Genomic DNA, 21,958 nt, shown 5'->3' on the forward strand with positions numbered 1-21,958 from the left:
AGCGATAACAGGATGGGCGAAGAACGAAAATACTCCCGGTCGTAATGAACGCGGGAGGACCGGAGAGACGATGAACCACCTGCTTTTGTCCGCCGCGCTGATCGCGCCGATTTCCGGCAACGCCTTGGCGCAGGATTGTGTCGGTCCGGTGGCTGCCTGCGAACGCGCCATGCCTGGGGCCGTCGCGCTGCTGACACCGGGGCGCGAGGCGACGGTCGTGGTCGATCCCCGGGACGAACCGGGCGTCGGCCGGGCCGCGCGCGATCTGGTCGCCGATCTGAAGGCGGTGGGCGGCGGCGATGTGCGGCTGGCGGCGGTCGTCACCGGCGGGGCGACGGTGATCGCGGGGACGTTGGGGCACAGCGCACTCATCGACTCGCTGGTCAAGGCGGGCAGGGTCGATGTCAGCGGCCTTGCGGGCCAGTGGGAGGGCTATGTCGAACAGGTCGTCGATAATCCGATGCCCGGCGTTGCGCGGGCGCTGGTCATCGTGGGGGCGGATCGGCGCGGCACCATCTTTGGCCTGTATGATATCAGCGCGAAGGCGGGCGTCAGCCCCTGGACCTGGTGGGCGGATGTGCCCGTGCAGCGCCATCCGACGCTTTATCTGACCGCGGGGCGCGTCGCCGATCATCCGGTGGTGAAGTATCGCGGCATCTTCATCAATGACGAGGAGCCTGCCTTTGGCGGCTGGGCGCGCAAGGCCTTTGGCGGGATCAATCACCGCGCTTATGAGCGGGTGTTCAACCTGCTGCTGCGGTCCAAGGCCAATTTCCTGTGGCCCGCCATGTGGGGCAAGTCGCTATGGCAGGACGATCCCGCCACCGCTCCACTGGCGCAGGAAATGGGGGTGCTGCTCGGCACCTCGCATCACGAGCCGATGCAGCGCGCCCAGATCGAATGGAAGCGGCAAGGCGGCGGCCCCTGGGACTATACGAAGAATGCCGAGGAGCTGCGCAAATTCTGGCGCTTCGGGATTGAGCGGCGCGGCAAGGCCGAAGACCCCGTGACGATCGGCATGCGCGGCGACGGCGACGAGCCGATGACCGAAGGCACCGCGACCGACCTGTTGCAGACGATCGTCGCCGACCAGCGCAGGATCATCGCCGACGTCACCGGCAAACCGGCGTCGCAGACGCCGCAGGTCTGGGCGCTCTACAAGGAGGTGCAGGATTATTATGACAAGGGGATGCGCGTCCCCGATGACGTGACCCTGCTGTTCGCCGACGACAATTGGGGCAATATCCGTCGCCTGCCGCCGCCGGGCGAACGCCGCACGGGCGGGGCGGGCGTCTATTATCACTTCGATTATGTCGGTGGTCCGCGCAATTATAAGTGGCTGGATACCAACGCCATCCCCCGCGTCTGGCAACAGATGACGATGGCCCGCCAATATGGCGCGGATCGGCTGTGGATCGTCAATGTCGGCGACCTGAAGCCGATGGAATATCCGACCAGCTTTTTCCTCGACATGGCGTGGAACCCGGATCGCATGGATCTGGCCGCGATGCATGCCTATCCGGTCCGCTGGGCGACGGCTCAGTTCGGCCCGGCGCATGCGTCCGCCATCGGGGAACTGATCCGCCGCTATGGCCAGTTGGCCAGCCGCCGTAAGCCCGAACTGATCGACGCCACCACCTATGACCTGAAGAGCGGGGAATGGGCGCGGGTGCTGGGCGAATGGAATGCGCTCGACATGGATGCGCGCAAGGTCGAGGCGATGTTGCCGTCCGACCAGCGGGACGCCTATTATGAACTGGTGCTCCACCGGATCGAGGCGATGACGAACCTGCATCGCCTGTACCAGGCGGTCGCGGCCAACCGGGCGGCTGCCAGCGCGGGCGATGCGAGGACGGCGGAGCGGATGGCGGCGGCAGCGCGCGGTTTCTACGCACGCGATGCGGCGATCCGACACCGCTACGAGGTGGAGACGGCGGGCGGCAAATGGCCCGACATGATGGCGCAGACCCATATCGGCTATACCGGCTGGCAGCAGCCGGACCGTGACGAGATGCCCGCGCTTGCGACGGTCGCGCATCCCTTGCCGTTACCGCCCGCGTCTGCCCGAGCACCGATCCGACTGGCGGCGGACAGCGGCAAGGCGGTCGATGGCGCGGGCGTCCGGTGGCAGCGCGTACCCGGCTTCACCGCCGAAGGGGCGGCGATGATCGCGACACCCACGATCGCGGCTCCGATCGAGCGGCCGGGCGGGAACAGCCCGCATCTGGACTATGACGTGCGCATCGCCCGCACGGGGGCGTTGAAGATCGGCGTCGTGGCGGCACCCGGGCTCGATGTGCGGGGGGACGGGCGCCACCGGATCGCCCTCTCGATCGATGGCGGCGCGCCGGTGACCCTGAACCTGATGGCGGGGGAGGATGCGGCCCAATGGGATCGCTCGGTGATCGAGAACCGCCGGGTCGCGACCATGATGTTGCCGAGCGTGGCGGCGGGGCGGCACCGGCTGACTCTGTGGCTGGTCGACCCGGAGGTGGTGGTCGAGGGGATCGAACTCGATCCCGCCGCTTAGCCGCTGCGCAGCATCCGCATGGCCTGGGCGCGCAGTATGGCGCCCTTGCCTTCGCCAAGCACGCCGTGCCGCTCCTCGGGCAGATGCGCCAGCGGATGGCCGTCGGGGCGGAAGGCATAATGATCGAACCAGGCGCGCCAGGCCGCACGTTCGGGCGCGGGCCGCTCTGCGATGGCGCTCATCGCCAGTAACAGCGCGGCGAAGGGCGGATCGTGGCTGACCGGAAACGCATCCCACCAGTAATTCACGAGCATGTTCAGCGGCCCCGTCGCCTCCACCCGGTGCCACCAGAGCTTGGGCATATAGAGCGCATCACCGGGTTCGAGATCGACGATCATGGCCCGCTCGCGCGCCTGTGCGAACCGGGGATAGCGCGGATCGTCCGGGGTGGCTTCGGTCGCCAGCGCCACGGGCTGCCCGGCCATGGTGTGGTCGATCGGCCCGACATAGAGATCGCCGATCGCCTCGGGCGGATAGAGGGTGAAGCGCCGCCGCCCCGCGACCACACAGGCGACATTATCCATCATGTCGTAATGACAGGGCACGGTGGAGGCGTGGCCCATCCAGATCAGCGGCCCCGCGCGCGGCGGCACGAAGGGCAGGTAATTGTCCTCGACCAGACGGGGCATCACGCCCGCGATCGGGACCGAACCGATATAGAGGCTGTCCTGCGCCTCCCGATCGTCGGTCATCCGGGCGATCGCATCGCGGAGCGGCATCGCCTCGCGCCGGAAGTTGAAGCCCGACAGATCGTCGGTGTAGCTGTAGCGCCCTGCGATGCTCGCATCGCCGACAAAGGCCTCCACCTGCCGCCCGATATCGAAGCCGGACAGATAATCGCGCAGCGCCTCGCCCCCCGATGCCGTCATCCGGGTCAGCGGCCAGTCGGCCGCCGCGCCGCGAATGACAGCCGGGCGGCAGGGTTCGGCGACCAGGTGCCGGAAGGCGTCCGGGTCGGTCAGCAGGTCGCGATCGACCTCGATCGCGGTGGCGGTCACGCCACCAGCCCGCTCAACCGGTCGTTGCGGCGACGCGCGAGGAAGGGAATGTGCCGGACCGAATTGGTCTGCGCATAGATGATCTGCAAATCCCCCGATCGGAACAGGGGCGCTATGACGGCATCGGGCAGGGCGTGCAGCGTATCCAGGCTGATCGTGTAGAGTGAATCGAGCCGCAGGCTCTCGCCATTGTCGAACTGAAAACTCAGGTCGATCGGCTCGATCAGCTTGTGGTCCAGCAACCGGCCGACAAAGGCCTCCGTCTCGGGCAGGCCCCGGTGCAGGCGACGCAGTGCCGCCTGCACGCGTTGCAGCGCGGGGGCCGCATCGCCCTCTTCGTCGAACAGCGGATCGCCGCCCGGTCCGGCGAACGCGGCGTGACCCGGATCGATCGCGATATTCTCACCCGAGACGTAAAAGCCCTGTCGCTCCAGATCGGCCGCCCGGTATCCTGCCAGCGCCCCCTTTGAATCCAGACACAGATTCTCGTCAGGGACCAGTCCCATCAGAGCGCCTGGATAGAGATCGCCGGTGCCCGGATGGCGGGCGAACAGGATTGGGTAATGGAGCGCGGCGGGAAGGAACTCGTCCGCCACCAGTTGCACGAAATGCCGTGCCGTATCCGCGGCGGCTGAGACGCGCAGGCCTGTGTGACGGGCGCTATCGAGCAATTCCATTTCGGCCATGGCGATCCTTCCCTTTCCATCCTCTCCACGCCCCGGCGATCATTTCGTCAGGCCGGGATCGAAGCCGGCCTTGTGTCCGGTCCTCGCGTCTCTTCGTCAAGTGTGGGGATTAGCGTGGGTTCGTTGCTCTGACAAACTGCTTGTTATAGCGCTATCATCGCGCTACGGTCCGCTACTTCCATGGGTGGTACGGCGGCATAAAGCCGATTGCCCATGGGTCATATGGTTAGGAGAGGGGTAATGGTGGTTCGCACTGTTTCTATGGCTGCGCTGGCTTCGCGTCGCGCACTGATGGGCGGCGTATCGCCCTTGATGGCGTTGGCGCTCCTGGCCCCCGGCGCCGCCTTTGCTCAGACAGCGGCACCCGGCGCGGTCCGCTCCGATACCCCCGCCCAGGCCAATGCGACCTCTGCGCAGCAAGCCGGCACGCCGCAGGACCCGTCCCTGTCCGACGAGCCGACGACTGCCGACATCATCGTGACCGGCCTGCGCAGTTCGCTTCAGCGCAACCTTGACATCAAGCGGACCGCAACCGGCGTCGTGGATGCTATCTCCGCCGAGGATATTGGTAAATTTCCCGATTCCAACGTGGCGGCCTCGCTTCAGCGGCTGCCGGGTGTGTCGATCCAGCGTTCGGGCGCACGTGGCGAGCCGACCGGCATCACCGTTCGCGGCTTTGGCGGCGACTTCAACACCACCTTGTATGACGGTCGCCGCATTTCGACCGCGACCGGTGGACGCCAGATCGACTTCAGCACCGTCGGCTCGGACTTCATCGGGCAGCTCAGCGTCCTGAAGACCCCGGACGTATCGCTCGCGTCGAGCTCGATCGGCGCGACCGTAGACATCCAGTTTCCCAAGCCCTTCGATCATCCCGGCTTCCGCGTCGCGACCAGCGCCTCGGGCTCGCTGCAGGACCGTGCGGGCCATGTCGTTCCGACCTTGGGTGCCCTGGTCAGCGACACCTTCGCCAATGATACGATCGGCATCCTGTCGAGCTTCATCTATACCCGCCGTGATACCGATACCAATCGCGTCTATGTCTCGGGTTGGCCCGGCAACGGCTTCGCGCCCTGCCAGTTGCAGGGCAGCACGGCCACGGTGTGCCGTCCCACGTTCGACACGACCGCCGATCCCAGCCAGGTCCGCAGCCTGACCGGCTGGTTCCCGCAGCAATATGGCGCGGAACAGCAGCGGGTGCAGGACGAGCGTGTCGATGGCCGCATCGCGCTGCAATGGCATCCCTCGAACGAGGTGATGGTCACGCTCGACAATAATTTCTCGCGCCAGACGCTGAACACCGATGTGTATGGCTTCGGCGTGTGGTTCAGCCAGGACGCGCTGCGCAACGTCAAGCAGGACGCGAACGGCACGGCGGTCAGCTTCACCCAGGCGGGCTCGCCCACCGACTTCACGAGCGCGCACAACCGCCAGATCCTTCAGACCAACCAGACCGGCCTGAACGTCAAGTGGGACGTCACCCCCAGCCTGACCGTCGAGGCGGACGGTGCCTATGCCAAGAGCTGGCTGAACCCCGGCAACGTGATCGGCAGCAGCAACGGCGATATCGGCTATGGCGGCGCGCTGGGCACCAATCTGGGCTTCAACGTAACCGGCGACAGCAACAAGGCCTTCCCGACGATCAGCAATTTCGGCCCCGCCGGCAATGCCGCGCGCTGGGCCGACCAGACGGCGATCGGATCGCATGTCACCGTGCTCCAGACGCAGCAGAATACCGACGAACTGAAGCAGTTCCGCGGCGCGGTGACTTGGAAGGGGGACAATCTGACCCTGAAGGCGGGCGGCCAATATGTCGATGATACCTTCAAGCTGCTGAACCGCAGCACCTTCACCAACAATTTCTGGCAGGCCTATGCCGGTTACGGCACGCCGTCGGGCCAGGGTTCGGGCGTGTCGCCTTTGCCGTCGAGCCTGTATCAGGGCGCGATCAGCCTCAACAACTTCATCTCGGGTTTCTCGGGGAGCCTGCCGCCATCGGTGCTGATCTATAGCCCGCAGGCCTATCAGGCCTATTTGTCGGGCCTCGGCAATCCTTACGCGCAAAATGTCCCGGGCTTCAATTATCCGAAGCCAGACGACGAGACGAACGGCCTGCTGGGTTTCCGCGGGCAGTTCACTGAGGCTGTCGATCCGGGCAGCATCCTGTCGGTCAATGAAAAGACGCTCTCGCTTTTCGCGAGCGCCGCGATGGAGGGACAGGTAGGTGGCATGCCGCTGCATGTCGGCTTCGGCCTGCGGACCGAGAATACGCGTCTGTTGTCGACAGGTCAGGGACGTCAGCCGACGTTGATCAAGGGTAGCATCGCCGATCCCTCGCTGCTTTCGATTGCGTTCAGCACGCCCCAGGCAGTGTCGAGCCGCAGCAGCTATACCTATGTGCTGCCCTCGCTCGACATGCGACTGGAAGTGACCGATAAGTTGCAACTGCGCTTCGATGCGTCGCGCACGCTGACCCGTCCGGGGCTCAGCCTGCTCAACCCGGTGCTGGGGATTGGCGATGGGCAGCGGGTCGGCGCCTTGTCGGGTAGCGGTGGCAACCCGAACCTGAAGCCTTATCTGGCCGGCAATTTCGACATCGCCGCCGAATGGTATTATCAGCGCAACTCCTATCTCGCGGTCGACTTCTTCCTGAAGAATGTCAGCAATTTCATCGTCGGCGGCGTGACGCGCCAGACGGTGAACGGCGTGATCGACCCGACGACCGGCCAGCCCGCGGTCTTCGCCATCTCGGCGCAGGTCAATGGTCCCGATGCGACGGTGCGCGGCGTGGAAATCGCGTGGCAGCAGGTGTTCGGCGACAGCGGCTTCGGCTTCCAGGCGAATGCGACGCTGGTCAACACCAACAAGCCCTATGATCCCAAGATCGTCTCGCAGAGCGGTTTCGCGGTGACCGGCCTGGCGAATTCGGCGAACTTCGTCGGCTTCTATGACAAGAATGGTTTCCAGTTCCGCACCGCGCTCAACTGGCGTGACGAGTATCTGGCGGGCTTCGGCCAGAACCAGAATACCGGCTCCTACGGGGCCGAGCCGACCTTCGTGAACCGCAGCTTCCAGATCGATCTGACGAGCAGCTATGACGTCACGAAGAACTTCTCGATCTTCGGCGAATTGCTGAACCTCAACAAGAACAAGCAGAGCACGCATGGCCGGTTCAAGAACCAGCTCCTCGACGTGTTCGACTATGGCCGGCGCTTCACGCTCGGCGCGCGCTATCGCTTCTGACGATGGCCGGGGGCGGGGATGTCGGGCTTCGGCTTGACATCCCCGCCGCTTCTTGGACTTTCGAACGCCATGGTTCAGCCGGTTCAGAATATCGTGATCGTCGGCGGCGGGACGGCCGGATGGCTGACCGCAGGCGTCATCGCCGCGCGGCACCAGGGACGGCGGCCGCATGGCTTCACCGTCACCCTGGTCGAATCCCCCAATGTGCCCATCATCGGGGTGGGCGAGGGGACGTGGCCGACGCTGCGCACCACGCTCCGGCGGATGGGCGTGTCGGAAACCGCCTTTTTCCGCGAATGCGACGCTTCGTTCAAACAGGGCGCGCGCTTCAATCGCTGGACCACGGGCGCGGCGGACGATGGCTATTACCATCCCCTGATGCTGCCGCAGGGTTTCGCGCAGGTGAACCTGGCGCCGCACTGGCTGGCGGGCGAGGGGGACGTGACCTTCTGCGACGCGGTCACGCCGCAGGGGCGCATCTGCGACGCGGGGCTCGCGCCCAAGACGATCGCGACGCCGGAATATGAGGCGCTGGCCAATTACGCCTATCATCTCGATGCGGGGAAGTTCGCCGATTTCCTGCGCCGCCATTGCTGCGACACGCTTGGCGTGCGGCATGTGCTCGCCGATGTCGAAGAGGTGCTGCTGACCGAGGGCGGGGATATCCGCGCCGTCCGCACTGCGCAGGCGGGCGAGGTGGCGGGGGACCTGTTCGTCGACTGCACCGGCTTTCGCTCGCTATTGCTGGGCGAGGCGATGGGCGTGCCCTTCAAGCCGCTGGGCGACGTGCTGTTCTGCGATACCGCGCTGGCGATCCAGGTGCCCTATGACGTGGAGGATGCGCCGATCGCTTCGCATACCATCTCCACCGCACAGTCCTCGGGTTGGATCTGGGACATCGGGGTGCCGACCCGGCGCGGCGTGGGCCATGTGTTTTCCAGCAGCCATATCGGGCGGGACGAGGCCGAGCGGGAATTGCGCGCCTATCTGGGTGAGGCGGGGCGTGACCTGCCCGTTCGCGAACTGAAGATCCGGGCGGGGCACCGCACCCGCTTCTGGGAGCGCAACTGCGTCGGCGTCGGGCTGGCGGCGGGGTTCCTCGAACCGCTGGAGGCCTCCGCGATCGTACTGATCGAACTGTCCGCCAAGCTGATCGCCGAGCAGATGCCCGCCTGTCGCGAGGTGATGGATACGGTGGCGAAGCGCTTCAACGAGACGACCCTGTATCGCTGGGGCCGGATCGTCGATTTCCTGAAGCTGCATTATGCGCTGACCCGGCGCACCGACAGCGACTTCTGGCGCGACAATGCCCGCCCCGAGACGATGCCCGACCGTTTGCGCGAGCTGATGGCGCTATGGCGTTACCAGGCCCCCTGGATGCACGACGAGTTCGACCGGGCGGAAGAGGTCTTTCCTTCCGCCAGCTATCAATATGTCCTTTACGGCATGGGACAGCGGACCGAGATCGCGCCGGGCAGCCTGGGCGAGGAGGCGATCGTGGCGCAGCGTGCGCGGCGTGAGAATGACGTGCAGACCGGGCGGCTGCTCGCCGGTCTGCCGCGCCACCGCGACCTGATCCGCAAGATCGTCGAGCGGGGCCTTCCGACGATCTGACCACGCAGAAGGCCCTAACGCTCTGCCCCCAATCCCGATAGCGTAAAGCTGTCGACGTCCATCCAGCCGCGCTTCGCACCCGGATTGTAGCAGAACAGCGCGAATTGCTGTCCCTGGAAGGTGCCGGTCCGCCAGTCGAACGCCAGCGGGAAATCGCCGCCCAGCGTCTCCCATGCGCGTCCGTCGCGGCTATAGGCCACGCTCGCCCGGTTGGTCCTGAAATCCATGTCGGTCCGCAGGAACAGCCGCTGTCCGGCGACGGGGCGGGCAGCGACGCGAAGGTCGGTCTTCTGGGTCGTCCCTTTGCCGGCGGCGACGTCCTCGATCACCCGCATGGTCAGCGTCAGCCGCCCATCCGCGCCGCGCCCGACCGCGATATGCCCGCTATATTTGCCGAAGGTGCCGAAACCGCATTGATCCCCGGCGACGATATGCGCGGCATCGATCGCCACCACGCCGCGGCCGAACGGCCCTTGCCCCTTTTGCAACAGGGTATTGCGGGCGCTCCAAAGCGCCGGGGCCTGCGTCGCGCGCAGGCGCAGGAAGCCCGGTCGCTGGGTCAGCGACCAGGCGGAGGGCAGGGGGTTGTGGTTCCACTGCCATTGCAGGCCCAGCCTGGGCTTTGCGAAATCGTCCGAGGCGGGAAGCACGCTGAGCGGCTGTCCCTGGATCGGCTTGGTCGCGGTGGCGGGAACGCGGCCGGGGGCGTCGGGCGTGCCCCAGACGGGCCAGCCGTCCCGCCAGAAGACCGGGCTGATATTGGTCATCCGCCCGATCGCACCCGCATCGATCATGACGAAGCCATAGTCGCGCCCATCGGGCAGATCGACGATCGCGCCCTGATGGCCGCCGCTCTTGTCGTCGATCTGGTCGCGCGTCTCCCACGGGCCGAACAGGCTCTTGGCGCGCGAGACCGTCATGCCCAGCCGACGCGGAATGGCGTTGAACATGTAATAATAGTCGCCGCGCCGGACGATCTTGGAGCCCTCGGCGCCCTTGTTGAAATAGACGACGCGCTTGTCGGTGACGGCGCGCAGATCACGGTCGAGGCTGAGCAGGGTCGTTGTTCCATCCGACCCGACCGAGGTCATGATATAGGCGCTGCCATCGGTGTCGAAGAACAGGCCCGGATCGAACGCCTCCTCGCTGATGCGGTTCATCGTCCAGGGGCCGCGAATGTCGCGAGCGCGGTAGATGCGGGTCTTTTCCCCGACCGGGGTCACCGCGATGTAGAAGACCCCGTCGCGGTAACGCAGGCTGGGCGCGAAAATGCCTTTGCGGTACGCGCCGCCCTCCTTCAGGTCATAATGGGGCAACCCGTCCAGTCGGTCGATGACATGGCCGACGAACCGCCAGTTCACCAGGTCGCGCGAGGTCATGATGGTCAGGCCGGGAACATTGGCGAAGGTCGTGGTGATGAAATAGAAATCCCGCCCGACCCGGATGATGTCGGGATCGGGATAATCGGCATAGAGCGGCGGATTGGCATAGGTGCCGTCGCCGCGATCCGATTGCCAAACCTGCGCGCCTGCGATGGCGGCGCCCCCGCCCAGCATGGCGGCGAGCATAAGGGTTCGTGCCGTCCGCATCACGGCATATACGCATAGGGGCCGACGACCGTGCCCACGAACCCGCCCGCCTTCGCGGTGCTGAGGAAACGGACATCGACATCGGACTTGAGCGTCGCGGTCCGTCCGTCCGCCTGATAGTCGAAGCTCATCGTCCCACCCCTGGCATATATGGTCAGCGTGACCGGACCCCTGGCGCGGAACGGCGCGGAGGCGATCAGCGTCTCCGGCGCTGCTTCGTCGCGCGTATTCTTCCCCTCGCGCGCATAGAGCGCGATCCGGGGCTGTCCGTCGATACGGGTCAGCCCGAAGAACAGATAGGCATAGTCGTTCTGGATCGCCGCCAGCCCCGCGCGCGCGCCGTCCCTGGCCGGCGTGAAGTCCACCGTCGTCGAGACGTCGGCCACCACATGCTGTTGCCGCCGCCCGACAAAGGCGGGAACGCCGCTCCTGTCGCCCAAGGGGGCGCGGCCGTCGAGCGAGAGCCGGCCATTGGCGACACGGTAAAAGGGGCTTTGCGGCGTGCGGATGCCGATCCACTGCATGGCCAGCCGGTTGCCGTCGAACTCGTCGGTGTAACCGAAATCGCCGCTGGTCGGCAGTCTGGGGGAGGGGCTGGCAGGAAGGTTCGGGGCCTTTCCCGTCCAGGGCACGGTCCTGCCCTTGTCCAGGATGATCGGCCAGCCGTCGCGCCATGTCACGGGGAGGAGGAAGGTCTCCCGCCCGATATTGTAATAGTCTTCGGCATAGGGCCGTGTGGCGAGGAAGGTCGCCCACCAGTCGCCATTCTGGGTCTGGACCAGCTCGGCATGGCCCGCCGCGCTGATCGGGTGCGGGCGCCGGGGATCGAGGTCGCGCTGGGTCAGGATAGGATTGCCCGCGAATGGCGCATAGGGGCCGCGCAGTTGCTTCGATCGCAGGACGACCTGCGAGTGGTTGACGCTGGTGCCACCTTCGGCGGCGGTCAGATAATACCAGCCATCCTTTTTGAAGATGTGCGGCCCTTCGATCCAGACGGGTTTCTTGGACAGGTCGACGCCGCCATTGACCAGTTGGGTGCTCTCGCCGACCATCTTGCCCGCGCGCCAGTCATATTCCTGGATCCAGATGGCGCGGTGGCCATCATAGCGCGGCGGTTCGGCGGGGGCGCGGTTGTTGACGATAAAGGCGTGGTCGCCCTCCCAATAGATGGACGGGTCGATCCCCTCGAAGGGCAGCCAGATCGGGTCCGACCAGGGGCCTGCGGGGTTCCGGGCGGTGATGACGAAATTGCCCCGGCACTGAACGCAGGTGTTGACGATGTAGAAGATGCCGTCGTGATAGGAGATGTCCGGCGCGAACACCGCCTCCGATATCGCGCGTCCCGAAAAGTCGAGCTGCCCCGGCCGATCGATGGCATTGCCGATCTGCGTCCAGTGGACGAGGTCGGTCGAATGGAAGATCGGCAGGCCGGGAAAGTGCGCGAAGGACGAGTTGACGAGATAATAGTCCTTGCCCACCCGCGTCACCGACGGATCGGGATAATAGCCCGAAAGGATGGGGTTGAGATAGTCCCCGGCTTTCGGCTTCACCTGTTCGAGCGAACGGCCCCGATAGGTGAAACGCTCGAAACTCGCTGTCTGGGCGGTCGCACTTCCGGCCAGCGTTAGCGATAGAGCCAGGGCGGTCAGCGTCGGGCGGATCATGCGATACCCTTTCGGACAGGCGCGGCGCGCAGCGCATCGGCGATGGCGGCGCGCAGGGGTTTGGGCTTCAGCGCGTCGTCATAGGGCAGGGGGCGCTGGGGCAGGCCGTCGGCGCGCGGGGCGAAGCCGTTCAGCCAGCTATGCTTGTCCCACAGCCCCCAGCACAGCAACTGGTCGAGCTGCGGATAGGCGAGCATCTGGTCGAGATAGCTTTTTGCGACTGCCGCTGTCTGCGCGTCCCGCTGCGCGATGTCGCGCGGCATCTCGCGGTCATTGATGTCGAATTCGGTGATCAGCAGGCGATAGCCCATGGCGGTGACGCGATCGAGGAACTGTTTCCACTCGGCACGTTGCAGCTTCGAATGGCTGCCGTCATTGCCCAGATGGCTTTGGATGCCCAGCGCGTCGACGGGGACGTTCTCCTTGCGGAACCGCTCCAGCAGGCGCAGCACACCGGCCCGGTGCGTCTCGTTGCCGACCTCCCACGACATATAGTCGTTATAGACGCGCTGGGCGTGGGGGGCATGTTCCTGCGCAGCCTCAAATGCGATCTTCAGCGCGTCGAAGCCGAGCGCCTGGGTGAATACCGTGTCGCGGATCTCGCCGGTCTTGGGATCGATCGTCTCGTTGACCACATCCCAGGAATAGATCCGGTCACCGAAATGCCCGGCCACCTGCGCGATATAGGCGCGCAGCCATTTTTCCGCGCCGGTCGCGCGAACCGTCTCGGCCAGCGCGGGGGAGATATATTTGCCATAGTTCCACAGCAGCGTGTGGCCGCGCAGCTTCATGCGATTGTCGCGGGCGAACGCCGCGATCCGGTCGGCGGGGCCGAAGTTCAACGCCTGCGGATCATGGCCGAGGACATAGACCTTCATCTCGTTCTCGGGCACCAGCACGGCGCATTCGCGTGCGACGATCGCGCCATAGCCGGGATCGGCCATCGGCGAGGACTGGCCCGCGCTGATCGCGGTGCCGAACAGGATGCCCTTGCGCGCGGCCAGGTCCTTCAGCGGTTCGTCCCCGGCGGCGTGAAGCGTCGAAGGGAGCGCTCCCATGATCAGGCCACCCGCGACCCCGGCCAGTTGCTGACGACGGGTCAGCATCGGCCCTTGCCAATTGGGTTTCATCACCCTCTCCTTGCTATTTGCCCGGATAGTTGCACGCGCGTTCGTGAACGGCAAGTCCGTGATAGCGCTATGGTATCCCGCTTTCGGCCGCCATTCTTGCGGCTCAATCCAGCAGGCGGGCCTCCCCCCATGTCACGGCGAGCGGTGCGGTGGATGGCCGGTCGCTGCGGGCGACCAGTTCGATCAGCTTCCGGCCCCGGACATCGGCCTCCAGCGTCGCGGGCACCTCGTTCAACGCCATCGGACGCGAGCGGGCGAGCAGCGTGCCGTCGCCATAAACCTCGAACGACACGCGCGCGCCGCGCCCCGTGGTGGAATCGTCGATCCCGACCGTGGCGGCAAAACGCTTGTGTCCCCGATTGCGCACCTCCAGCCGCGAATTGGCCAAGATGCCGATGCCGGTGTCATAGAGCTTGCCCGCCGTGCGCAGCGCATGTCCGAACGGCGTCCGGTCCGCCTGCGCGCCGCCCCAGCCGGCATATTGCGGATAGTCGCCCGGACCGCGGCTACCCGCCCATGGGCTGATGTCCTGATGGATGGTGGGATCGCCCTCCGGCGTGACGATGCCGTCCTGGGCCGGGTTCACATCGCCCGGCATCTCCGACAGGAACACGCCATCGGCCAGCCTGCGGTCGCCATGCACGCGGTAGATCAACGTCTGGTGTGGCGCGAGCGTCAGGTTCGTCTGAGCGGTAAACGCGCTCTTCTGGCCGGACCACAGATCGGTCAGCGTCACCGGACGATCGCCCCGCATCTTCAGATGATCGGCGGTCAGCATCGGCGTGACGGGTGCGGCGGTCCGGTTGAGGATCGCCACCGCCTTGTCGCCGTCGGACAGCGTCTTGACGAAGATCTGCACGTCGTCGGACATATAGGCGGGGATCGCCTGATGCCCTGCCGGATCCTGGTTGAGCGCGATGATCGCCCGGTTGCCCAGCAGGGCAAGCTGCTCCGCATTGGCCTTGCGCAGGTCGAAGCCGATCAGCAGTGGCGCGTTCATCATCGCCCAGAGCGCGAAATGCGACCGCGCCTCCGTCATGTGGTTCGCATCGAACTCGCCCGACCCGACATAGAGCATGTCGGGATCGTTCCAGCCCTGGGGATGGGCATAGAGCGCGCGCGTGGCCGTCGTGTCGAAGTTGGTCAGCATCCGCGTCCAGCGCGAGCTGATATCGTCGCTGGTCCGTGACACATTGCCGATCTGCTTGCCCCAGCTCCGAACATCGGCCGAACCCCAGAGGCAGAGCGAGAGGATGAAGTCGCCGTCCGGGTTGTTGCGCTTCAGCGCGACCAGCACCTGATCGTAGAGCGCGCGAACGGCGGGAATGTCGGTGCGGGCCAGCGATGCCATGTCGATCAGCGGGGTCAGTTCGCGATAATCGCCCTTGCGGACATGCTCGGCATCCTTGCCCAACCCGCGAATGCCGCAGCCATCGACCTTGATGTAGTCAAAACCCCATTCGCGGAAATAGAGTGCGATGTCCTGTTCGACATGGCCGTAGAGCCCGACCTCGCGCTCGGCGATCGTCCCCTCGGGCTGGTTGGCGAAACCCGGCGTATAGATCTGGCCACAGCTATTGCGTCCGATATCGGAGTAGATTCCCGCCTTGAATCCCATGGCGTGCAGCCGGTCGGTCAGCGGGCGGAAGCTGGTCTGCTGAGCCGTGCCTGTCGCGGCGGAGGGGAATTTGTCGGTACGGATCACCATGCGACCATCGGGTTGCCTGCGCCGCAGCCACCAGCCGTCATCGATGTTGATATAGCGATAGCCGGCGTCGAGCAGGCCCTTGTCCCGGATCAGTTGGACCGAGGCCATGACCTTTTCCTCGTCCACATCGCTGTTGAAGGCATTCCAGCTGTTCCAGCCCATCGGCGGCAGCATGGCCTGTCCGTCCTGATTGGCGCTCCACCGGCCCGTCGGGGCGAGTGGATCGGCCTGTCCGGCGGCCGCCCCGGCAGGGAGCGATGTCGCCAGCAGGATGGTTGCAAAGGCATGGCCAAGGCCCAACCGGATGGTGCGCCGCATCATGATCCTCCCTTGTTTTGTCGCCTATTATTGTCCGAGTAAAGTAACGCTGTCCATCTTTGTCTCGTCGGTAAGAGATTGAAAATTCTTTCTATCGACAATTGTATCGCTCGTGATACCGTTACCATAAAACAGGCTTTACGGGGAGTGGGGTGGCATGAAGGCATGGCGTGCGTCGATCCTGTCGGCTCTGGCGCTGTCGGCGTCGGGCATGGCATTGGCCCAGCAGAATGCGGGCGGCGGGGCGCAGGCGGCGGAGGGGCTTGCGACGCAGTTGGTGGGGCGGATGACCATCGACGAAAAGCTGGAGCAGTTGCTCAACACCGCCCCGGCCATCCCCCGGCTGGACGTCCCCGCCTATAACTGGTGGACGGAATCGCTTCACGGGGCGATCGGCACGGTTCCCACGACCAATTTCCCCGAGCCGGTGGGGCTGGCCGCGACCTTCGACGACGCGCTGATCGGGCGGACAGCGCAGGCGATCAGTGCGGAAGTGCGCGGGCTTCATGCGCTGGCCCGCACGACCGGCCGGATGGGACGGATCGGCACCGGGCTGGATAGCTGGTCGCCCAACATCAACATCTTCCGCGATCCACGCTGGGGGCGCGGACAGGAAACCTATGGCGAAGACCCCTATCTGACCGCGCGGATGGGCGTGGCCTTTGTCCGGGGGATGCAGGGCACAGACCCGATGCGGATCGATGTCGTCGCCACCCCCAAGCATTATGCGGTGCATAGCGGGCCGGAATCGACCCGGCACGAGGCCAATGTCTATGTCTCGCGCCACGACCTGGCCGACACCTATCTGCCCGCCTTTCGCGCCGCGATCGTCGAGGGCGGGGCGGGATCGATCATGTGCGCCTATAACAGGATCGACGGCCAGCCCGCCTGCGCCAGCGACCTGCTGCTCAAGGACAGGCTGCGCGGCAGTTGGGGCTTTCGGGGCTATGTCGTGTCCGACTGCGACGCGGTGAAGGACATCGCCGCGAACCATCATTATGCCCCCGATGCGGCGAGTGCGGTGGCGGCGGCGATGCGCGCGGGCGTCGACAATGAATGCAACAATGCGACGCTGACCGACACAGACGGGCTGACCAATCCCTATCGCGAGGCGCTGGCGCGCGGGCTGATCTCGGTCGCGGATATCGATCGGTCGCTGACCCGCCTTTTCGCCGCGCGTTATCGCACCGGCGACCTGCCGGGGCTGCGGCCCCTGTCGACGCAGACGAGTTCGTCGGCCGATATCGACACCCCGGCCCATCGGGCGCTGGCGCTGGAGGTGGCGGAAAAGAGCCTCGTCCTGTTGAAGAACCGGGGCGTGCTGCCGCTCCGGCCGAATGCGCGGATCGCGGTCGTCGGACCGCTGGGCGATGCGACGCGCGTATTGCGCGGCAATTATTCCTCCGCCCTGTCGGGGCCGCCAGTCTCGGTGCTGGAGGGACTGCGCCGCGCCATGCCGGGGGCGCAAATCCGCCATGTGCCCTTTGCCGAGACCTATACCGATGGCGATCCCGTGCCCATGTCGGCGCTCAGGACCGAGGATGGTCAGCCGGGGCTGCTCGCCCGCTACTATAATGTCATCGGCCGCATTCCCGAGCGCTTCGCCCCCGGCGCGCTGGCCGAGTGGTTGAAGACCGCGAAGTTTGAGGATCGCCCGGTCGTCACCCGGGTCGAGGCCGGTGTCGCCTCGCGCAGCCTGGATCTGTCCTCGGTCCGCGATGTGCACCGGGCGGTGTGGACCGGCTATCTGGTGCCGCCGGAGACGGGGCGCTATCGCCTGGGCATCGCCGGGTTCAACGGCGCGATGAGCTTTGAGGGGCAGCCCTTTGTCGACCTGACCAAGGCGTCCTGGAACAGCCTGCCGACGATGCGCACCGTCACGCTGGAGAAGGGGCGGCGCTATCCGATCAGCATCACGACCGAGGCGCGCATCCTGACCGGCATCAACCTGGTGTGGAAGCGGGTCAGCGATGATCCGGCGGGCGAACTACGCGCGGCGGCCAGGGCCAGCGATGCGCTGGTCGCGGTCGTCGGCCTGACCTCCGATCTGGAGGCGGAGGAAGCGCCGATCTCGGTCCCCGGCTTCAAGGGTGGCGACAAGACCAGTCTCGACCTGCCTGCCGACCAGCAGGCGCTGCTCGAACAGGCCAAGGCCACCGGCCGCCCGCTGATCGTCGTGTTGATGAACGGCAGTCCGATCAATCTGGCCTGGGCCAAGGCGAATGCCGATGCGATCGTCGAGGCCTGGTATCCGGGGCAGGCCGGAGGGCTAGCGGTCGGCAATGTCCTGTCGGGCAAGACCAATCCGGCAGGGCGCCTGCCGCTGACCTTCTATCGCTCGGTCGAGGATCTGCCGCCCTTCGGCGACTATGCGATGAAGGGGCGGACCTATCGCTACTTCACCGGCACGCCGGTCTATCCGTTCGGTCATGGCCTCAGCTATACTGGTTTCGCCTATGCGCCCCTGTCGGTCGCCCCGGTCGGGGGCGGCGCGCAGGACGGGGTGACCGTGACCACCGAGGTCCGCAACACCGGCCGCCGGGCGGGGGACGAGGTGGCGCAGCTCTACCTCAACTTCCCCAAGGTCGAGGGCGCGCCGCGTGTCGCCCTGCGCGGGTTCCAGCGGGTGCATCTCGCCCCCGGCGAGCGACGGTCGCTGACCTTCACGCTCAACTCGCGGGACTTGAGTGCGGTCGATGCCGAGGGCACGCGGTTGGTCATGAAGGGCGATTACCGCATCTCGGTCGGCTCGGGCCAGCCGGATACGGGGGTAGCGACGCGGAGCATGACGCTGCGCATCGATACGCCCCGCGTCATTCCCGACTGAGCCTCAGATGAGGTCCGGTCCGCGCAATCGGACCGGACGGCCGGGGGTGAGCGTCACCGTCACTCGGCGCTCGCCCAGCCTGACGATCCGCTGGCCCGGCAGATCGCCGGTCAGCACCGCCGAAACCAGTCGACCGTCGCGCCAGTTCAGGTCCACCCGTGTCCGTCCGCGCGCGCGAAGCCCGCTGACGGACCCGCTGTGCCAGGCGCGGGGCAGGGCGGGCAGCAGCAATATGTCATCACCCCGGCTCTGCATCAGCATCTCGATCATCGCCCGCGCGCCGCCGAAATTCCCGTCGATCTGGAAGGGCGGGTGCGAGTCGAACAGATTGGGATAGGTGCGCTGCGGCCCCAGCAGATAGGCGATGATGCGGTGGGCATGCTCACCATCATGCAGCCGCGCCCACAGATTCGCGCGCCAGGCCGTCGCCCAGCCGGTCGACTGGTCGCCGCGCACTTCCAGCGACCGGCGTGCCGCCGCCGCCAGCGCGGGCGTGCGGTCGGGTGCGATCTGGTCGCTGGGGAACAAGGCGTAGAGATGCGAGACATGGCGGTGATGCGGGTCGGGCGCGCTGGCGTCCCAATCCTCCTGCCATTCCTGTAACTGCCCGTCCCGGCCGATCCGATCGGGGGCGAGGCGGACGCGGGCGGCGGCCACCTGCCGCGCGAAATCGGCATCGGTGTTCAGGATCGCGGCGGCGCGGACCACCTGATCGAACAGGTCGCGCAGGATCTGCTGGTCCATGGCGGGCCCGGCGCAGATCGATACGCCCGGCGAATGCTCATTCTCGGGCGAGAGCGAAGGACTGGTGACGAGATGGCCCGTCCTCGCATCCCGCTGAAGCGTGTCGAGGAAGAACAAGGCCGCCCCGCGCATCAGCGGATAGATCGATGCGAGGAAGGCACGGTCGCGGCCATAATCATAATGGTCCCATAAATGGATGCACAGCCACGCGCCGCCGGTCGGCCACAGGCCCCAGGTCGCGCCATCGATCGGCGCGGTGGCGCGCCACAGGTCGCTATTGTGATGACAGACCCAGCCGCGTGCGCCGTACATCGCGCGCGCCGTCCGCTCGCCGGTGATGGCGAGGTCACGCACCATCTGGACCAGGGGCGCGACACATTCGCCAAGGCCGGTGGGCTCGGCGGGCCAGTAGTTCATCTCGGTATTGATGTTGACGGTGTATTTGGAGCCCCAGGGCGGATTGGTGCTTTCGTTCCACAGACCTTGCAGGTTGGCCGCCTGTCCGCCGGGGCGCGACGAGGCGATCAGCAGATAGCGGCCATAGTTGAAATAGAGCGCCGCCAGCGCCGGATCGTCCCGCGCCTGGTCGGCGCGGATGCGTTCGTCCGTCGCACGCGCCGCCTGGGGGCTGGTGCCGAGGTCCAGCGCCACCCGCGCATAGAGGCGCCGATGCTCGGCCAGCGCGTCGGCGGCGACCTTCGCGGCTCCACGGGCCTGCGCATTGCCGATCGCGGTGGTCACGGCGGCGACCGGATCGGCATTGCCGTCGTCGAACCGGCGATAGCTGGTCGCCATGGCGACGAAGAGCGTGACCGAGCGCGCCGCTCGCACGACCAGGCGATCGCCTTCGGCCCGGACCGTGCCGCCCGTCGTGATCGCCTTCGCGAGTGCGGCGAAGCGCAGAGCCGCCTTCACGCCCGCATGGTCGGCGTTGCGGCCGGTCAGCATCAGGGCATCACCGCCCGCCTCGACACGCGCCCCGGGCTGGGGCGAGGTGAGCGCGATGTCGAGATCGAAGGGGCGATCCGCCTCGATCCGTATCATCACCGCCTGATCGATCGGCGAAGCGATGACCGTTCGGCGATGCGCGACCCCACCAAGGAGAAAGCGGGTCGTCGCGGTCGCGGTGCTCAGATCGAGTTGGCGGTGGTAATCGGTCGCCTCGCCCTCCGACAGGCCTGGCCAGCGCAGGATCAGGTCGCCCAGCGGCTGATAGGGCATCTGGGTCCGCGGCGTGCCGATCAGCGTGCGGTCGGCGAGCGCCTGCGCTTCCTGCAACCGCCCGGCGGCGATCAGGCTCCGCACCTCGGGCAGGGCCGCGCGGGCAGCGGGGTTCACGGGGTCATAGGGACCACCGGCCCATAGCGAGTCCTCGTTCAGTTGCAGCCGTTCCTGCGCGATCCCGCCGAACACCATTGCGCCCAGCCGCCCGTTGCCGATCGGCAGCGCTTCGGTCCAGGCCTTGGCGGGCTGGCGATACCACAAGACATGGGCCGGGTCGGGCGCATCGCCGCGTGGCGCGGCGATGGCCGGTCGCGCCAGGCGTCCCGCCACCGCGCCCGCCGCCAGAGCATGGAGGACGCCGCGCCGCGATGCGCGCATCATTTGCGGGCCGCAGGTTTCGCGGCGGGCTTCGCCGATGCGCTTGCGACCAGGGCCTGTCCGAAGAAGGGCAGCACCTGTTCCTGGAATCGCACGCCGATCCGGTTCACATGGTCGCCATCGTAAATCGTGAACCGGTGCGCGATGCCATAACGGTCGAGCATCGCGTGCAACGCCTGCGCATCCGTCTTCAACCCGTCCTGCGACCCGACATCGAGCGCAATCGCGCGGTAGCTGCGCAGCGGCGTCACATATTGGTCGGCAAAGGCGAGCGGGGTGTTGGCCGTCCACTTCGCCATCACGTCCTCGCGCAGCTTGCCGTCCTTGACGGGCAGGTCGAGATAGAGTGGCGGGTTCTTCGGATCGGGCGACCAGGCGGCCGAGGCGGCGAGCATCGCGCGCTGGCCCCAGTTCAGCTTTTCCGACTCGCGCGGCGAGGACAGGCCGGTCAGCAGCGTCTCATCGGTCCCCTCCGCCCGCGCCATCATCCCGGGCGAGAGGCAGCAGGGGCTCATCATATAGATTGCGCCGTACATGTCGGCATGTTTCATCCCGATGCGCGCGGTGCCATAGCCGCCCATCGAGTGGCCGACGAGGCCCCGGCTCTCGCGCCGGGGAATCGTCCGGTACCTGGCGTCGATCGCGGCGATCAGGTCGTGGCTGATGAACCGCTCGAAATCGCCGACCGTCTGCGACGCCGAATACATCGACCCGTTGTGCATCGTCCGGCTGTCAGGGAAGACGAGGATCATCGGCGGGACGCCGCGCGCAAAGGCGCCCTCGACCGATGAGGGGACATGGATTTCCTTCGTCCACTGGTCCGCGCCGATCGAATAGCCGTGCAGCGCATAGACGACCGGATAGTGGCGGGCCGTTTCGGCCGCATAGCCGGGCGGAAGGACGACGATGACGTCGCGGTCCGGGCTGTTGCCCTCCAGATTGCCCTCGATCGCCGCCGAATGGACCTTGATCCGCTCGATCGTCACCGGCTTGGCACCCGGTACGATCGCAGGCGACTGGGTGGCGACCTGCGCGGGTGCCGCGGCAAGCGGCAACAGCGACAGAGCGGCGGCGATCAGCCAGCGCGGCTGGAAAAGGCGAAGGGCCATGCGGTCATCCTCTGTCCTGGAGATTGCGCCGACATCGGGGGTGTCGGTCTGTTCGTTCATCGTGACGGATATCGTTACCAACTATGCGCGGCGGGGTGTTGTCAAGCGGCGGTCGGGCGCGACCCCCATGGCCGCCGGAAAACGACGAACCGACCTTGCATCCTTCTACTTGATAGCGCTATCGTATCCGAAAGGC

The 21,958-nt window shown here is 66.3% G+C and carries 12 protein-coding genes; 4 read left to right on the forward strand and 8 right to left on the reverse strand.

The window, feature by feature from the left end; all coding sequences use genetic code 11:
* Nucleotides 1-70: 70 nt before the first annotated feature.
* Complete coding sequence (locus ABDV78_RS03865) at nt 71-2,530, forward strand: glycosyl hydrolase 115 family protein (protein ID WP_343525891.1); 2,460 nt, start codon at nt 71-73, stop codon at nt 2,528-2,530.
* On the opposite strand, the gene ABDV78_RS03870 is transcribed toward ABDV78_RS03865, so the two are convergent.
* Together ABDV78_RS03870 and ABDV78_RS03875 are read right to left on the reverse strand one after the other, a co-directional pair.
* On the reverse strand, nt 2,527-3,528 hold the full coding sequence (locus ABDV78_RS03870; protein ID WP_343525892.1) for a cupin-like domain-containing protein: 1,002 nt from the start codon (nt 3,526-3,528) through the stop codon (nt 2,527-2,529). The two genes, ABDV78_RS03865 and ABDV78_RS03870, sit on opposite strands and share 4 nt — an antisense overlap.
* On the reverse strand, nt 3,525-4,214 hold the full coding sequence (locus tag ABDV78_RS03875) for a SapC family protein (protein WP_343525893.1): 690 nt from the start codon (nt 4,212-4,214) through the stop codon (nt 3,525-3,527). The genes ABDV78_RS03870 and ABDV78_RS03875 overlap by 4 nt, the downstream gene beginning before the upstream one ends.
* Before the next feature lie 240 nt (nt 4,215-4,454).
* Here ABDV78_RS03875 and ABDV78_RS03880 point away from each other — a divergent pair, with 240 nt between their 5' ends.
* Nucleotides 4,455-7,457 carry a TonB-dependent receptor gene (locus tag ABDV78_RS03880; protein WP_343525894.1) on the forward strand — a complete coding sequence of 1,001 codons (3,003 nt, stop codon included), beginning with the start codon at nt 4,455-4,457 and terminating at the stop codon, nt 7,455-7,457.
* 69 nt (nt 7,458-7,526) lie between these two features.
* On the forward strand, nt 7,527-9,071 hold the full coding sequence (locus ABDV78_RS03885) for a tryptophan halogenase family protein (RefSeq protein ID WP_343525896.1): 1,545 nt from the start codon (nt 7,527-7,529) through the stop codon (nt 9,069-9,071).
* 14 nt (nt 9,072-9,085) lie between these two features.
* Here the strand turns inward: ABDV78_RS03885 and ABDV78_RS03890 are convergent, their stop codons facing one another.
* From ABDV78_RS03890 to ABDV78_RS03905, 4 genes are all read right to left on the reverse strand, one after another.
* Complete coding sequence (locus tag ABDV78_RS03890; protein ID WP_343525897.1) at nt 9,086-10,639, reverse strand: glycoside hydrolase 43 family protein; 1,554 nt, start codon at nt 10,637-10,639, stop codon at nt 9,086-9,088.
* 20 nt (nt 10,640-10,659) lie between these two features.
* Complete coding sequence (locus ABDV78_RS03895; protein ID WP_343525899.1) at nt 10,660-12,324, reverse strand: glycoside hydrolase family 43 protein; 1,665 nt, start codon at nt 12,322-12,324, stop codon at nt 10,660-10,662.
* The gene (locus ABDV78_RS03900; protein WP_343525900.1) at nt 12,321-13,454 is read right to left on the reverse strand and encodes an endo-1,4-beta-xylanase; all 1,134 of its coding nucleotides are present in this window, start codon (nt 13,452-13,454) and stop codon (nt 12,321-12,323) included. Before ABDV78_RS03900 ends, ABDV78_RS03895 begins: the two co-directional genes overlap by 4 nt.
* Nucleotides 13,455-13,557: 103 nt before the next feature.
* Nucleotides 13,558-15,480 carry an NPCBM/NEW2 domain-containing protein gene (locus ABDV78_RS03905; protein ID WP_343525997.1) on the reverse strand — a complete coding sequence of 641 codons (1,923 nt, stop codon included), beginning with the start codon at nt 15,478-15,480 and terminating at the stop codon, nt 13,558-13,560.
* Nucleotides 15,481-15,691: 211 nt separating this feature from the next.
* On the opposite strand from ABDV78_RS03905, the gene ABDV78_RS03910 reads away from it, so the two are divergent.
* The gene (locus ABDV78_RS03910; protein WP_343525998.1) at nt 15,692-18,307 is read left to right on the forward strand and encodes a glycoside hydrolase family 3 C-terminal domain-containing protein; all 2,616 of its coding nucleotides are present in this window, start codon (nt 15,692-15,694) and stop codon (nt 18,305-18,307) included.
* Nucleotides 18,308-18,310: 3 nt separating this feature from the next.
* On the opposite strand, the gene ABDV78_RS03915 is transcribed toward ABDV78_RS03910, so the two are convergent.
* Both ABDV78_RS03915 and ABDV78_RS03920 read right to left on the reverse strand, forming a co-directional pair.
* The gene (locus ABDV78_RS03915) at nt 18,311-20,656 is read right to left on the reverse strand and encodes a glycoside hydrolase family 95 protein (protein WP_343525901.1); all 2,346 of its coding nucleotides are present in this window, start codon (nt 20,654-20,656) and stop codon (nt 18,311-18,313) included.
* Complete coding sequence (locus tag ABDV78_RS03920) at nt 20,653-21,822, reverse strand: alpha/beta fold hydrolase (RefSeq protein WP_343525903.1); 1,170 nt, start codon at nt 21,820-21,822, stop codon at nt 20,653-20,655. Before ABDV78_RS03920 ends, ABDV78_RS03915 begins: the two co-directional genes overlap by 4 nt.
* Between the last annotated feature and the right edge of the window lie 136 nt (nt 21,823-21,958).

Origin of the sequence: Sphingomonas sp. (genome assembly GCF_039594485.1) — a bacterium.
In the GTDB taxonomy this organism is placed as follows: Bacteria; Pseudomonadota; Alphaproteobacteria; order Sphingomonadales; family Sphingomonadaceae; genus Sphingomonas.

Excerpts from the sequence above, each read along its gene's own strand:
- ABDV78_RS03865 (WP_343525891.1), top strand. The coding sequence starts at position 71 with ATGAACCACCTGCTTTTGTCCGCCGCGCTGATCGCGCCGATTTCCGGC.
- ABDV78_RS03875 (WP_343525893.1), bottom strand. The coding sequence starts at position 4,214 with ATGGCCGAAATGGAATTGCTCGATAGCGCCCGTCACACAGGCCTGCGC.
- ABDV78_RS03880 (WP_343525894.1), top strand. The coding sequence starts at position 4,455 with ATGGTGGTTCGCACTGTTTCTATGGCTGCGCTGGCTTCGCGTCGCGCA.
- ABDV78_RS03885 (WP_343525896.1), top strand. The coding sequence starts at position 7,527 with ATGGTTCAGCCGGTTCAGAATATCGTGATCGTCGGCGGCGGGACGGCC.
- ABDV78_RS03890 (WP_343525897.1), bottom strand. The coding sequence starts at position 10,639 with ATGCTCGCCGCCATGCTGGGCGGGGGCGCCGCCATCGCAGGCGCGCAG.
- ABDV78_RS03895 (WP_343525899.1), bottom strand. The coding sequence starts at position 12,324 with ATGATCCGCCCGACGCTGACCGCCCTGGCTCTATCGCTAACGCTGGCC.
- ABDV78_RS03900 (WP_343525900.1), bottom strand. The coding sequence starts at position 13,454 with ATGAAACCCAATTGGCAAGGGCCGATGCTGACCCGTCGTCAGCAACTG.
- ABDV78_RS03905 (WP_343525997.1), bottom strand. The coding sequence starts at position 15,480 with ATGCGGCGCACCATCCGGTTGGGCCTTGGCCATGCCTTTGCAACCATC.
- ABDV78_RS03910 (WP_343525998.1), top strand. The coding sequence starts at position 15,692 with ATGGCATTGGCCCAGCAGAATGCGGGCGGCGGGGCGCAGGCGGCGGAG.
- ABDV78_RS03915 (WP_343525901.1), bottom strand. The coding sequence starts at position 20,656 with ATGATGCGCGCATCGCGGCGCGGCGTCCTCCATGCTCTGGCGGCGGGC.
- ABDV78_RS03920 (WP_343525903.1), bottom strand. The coding sequence starts at position 21,822 with ATGAACGAACAGACCGACACCCCCGATGTCGGCGCAATCTCCAGGACA.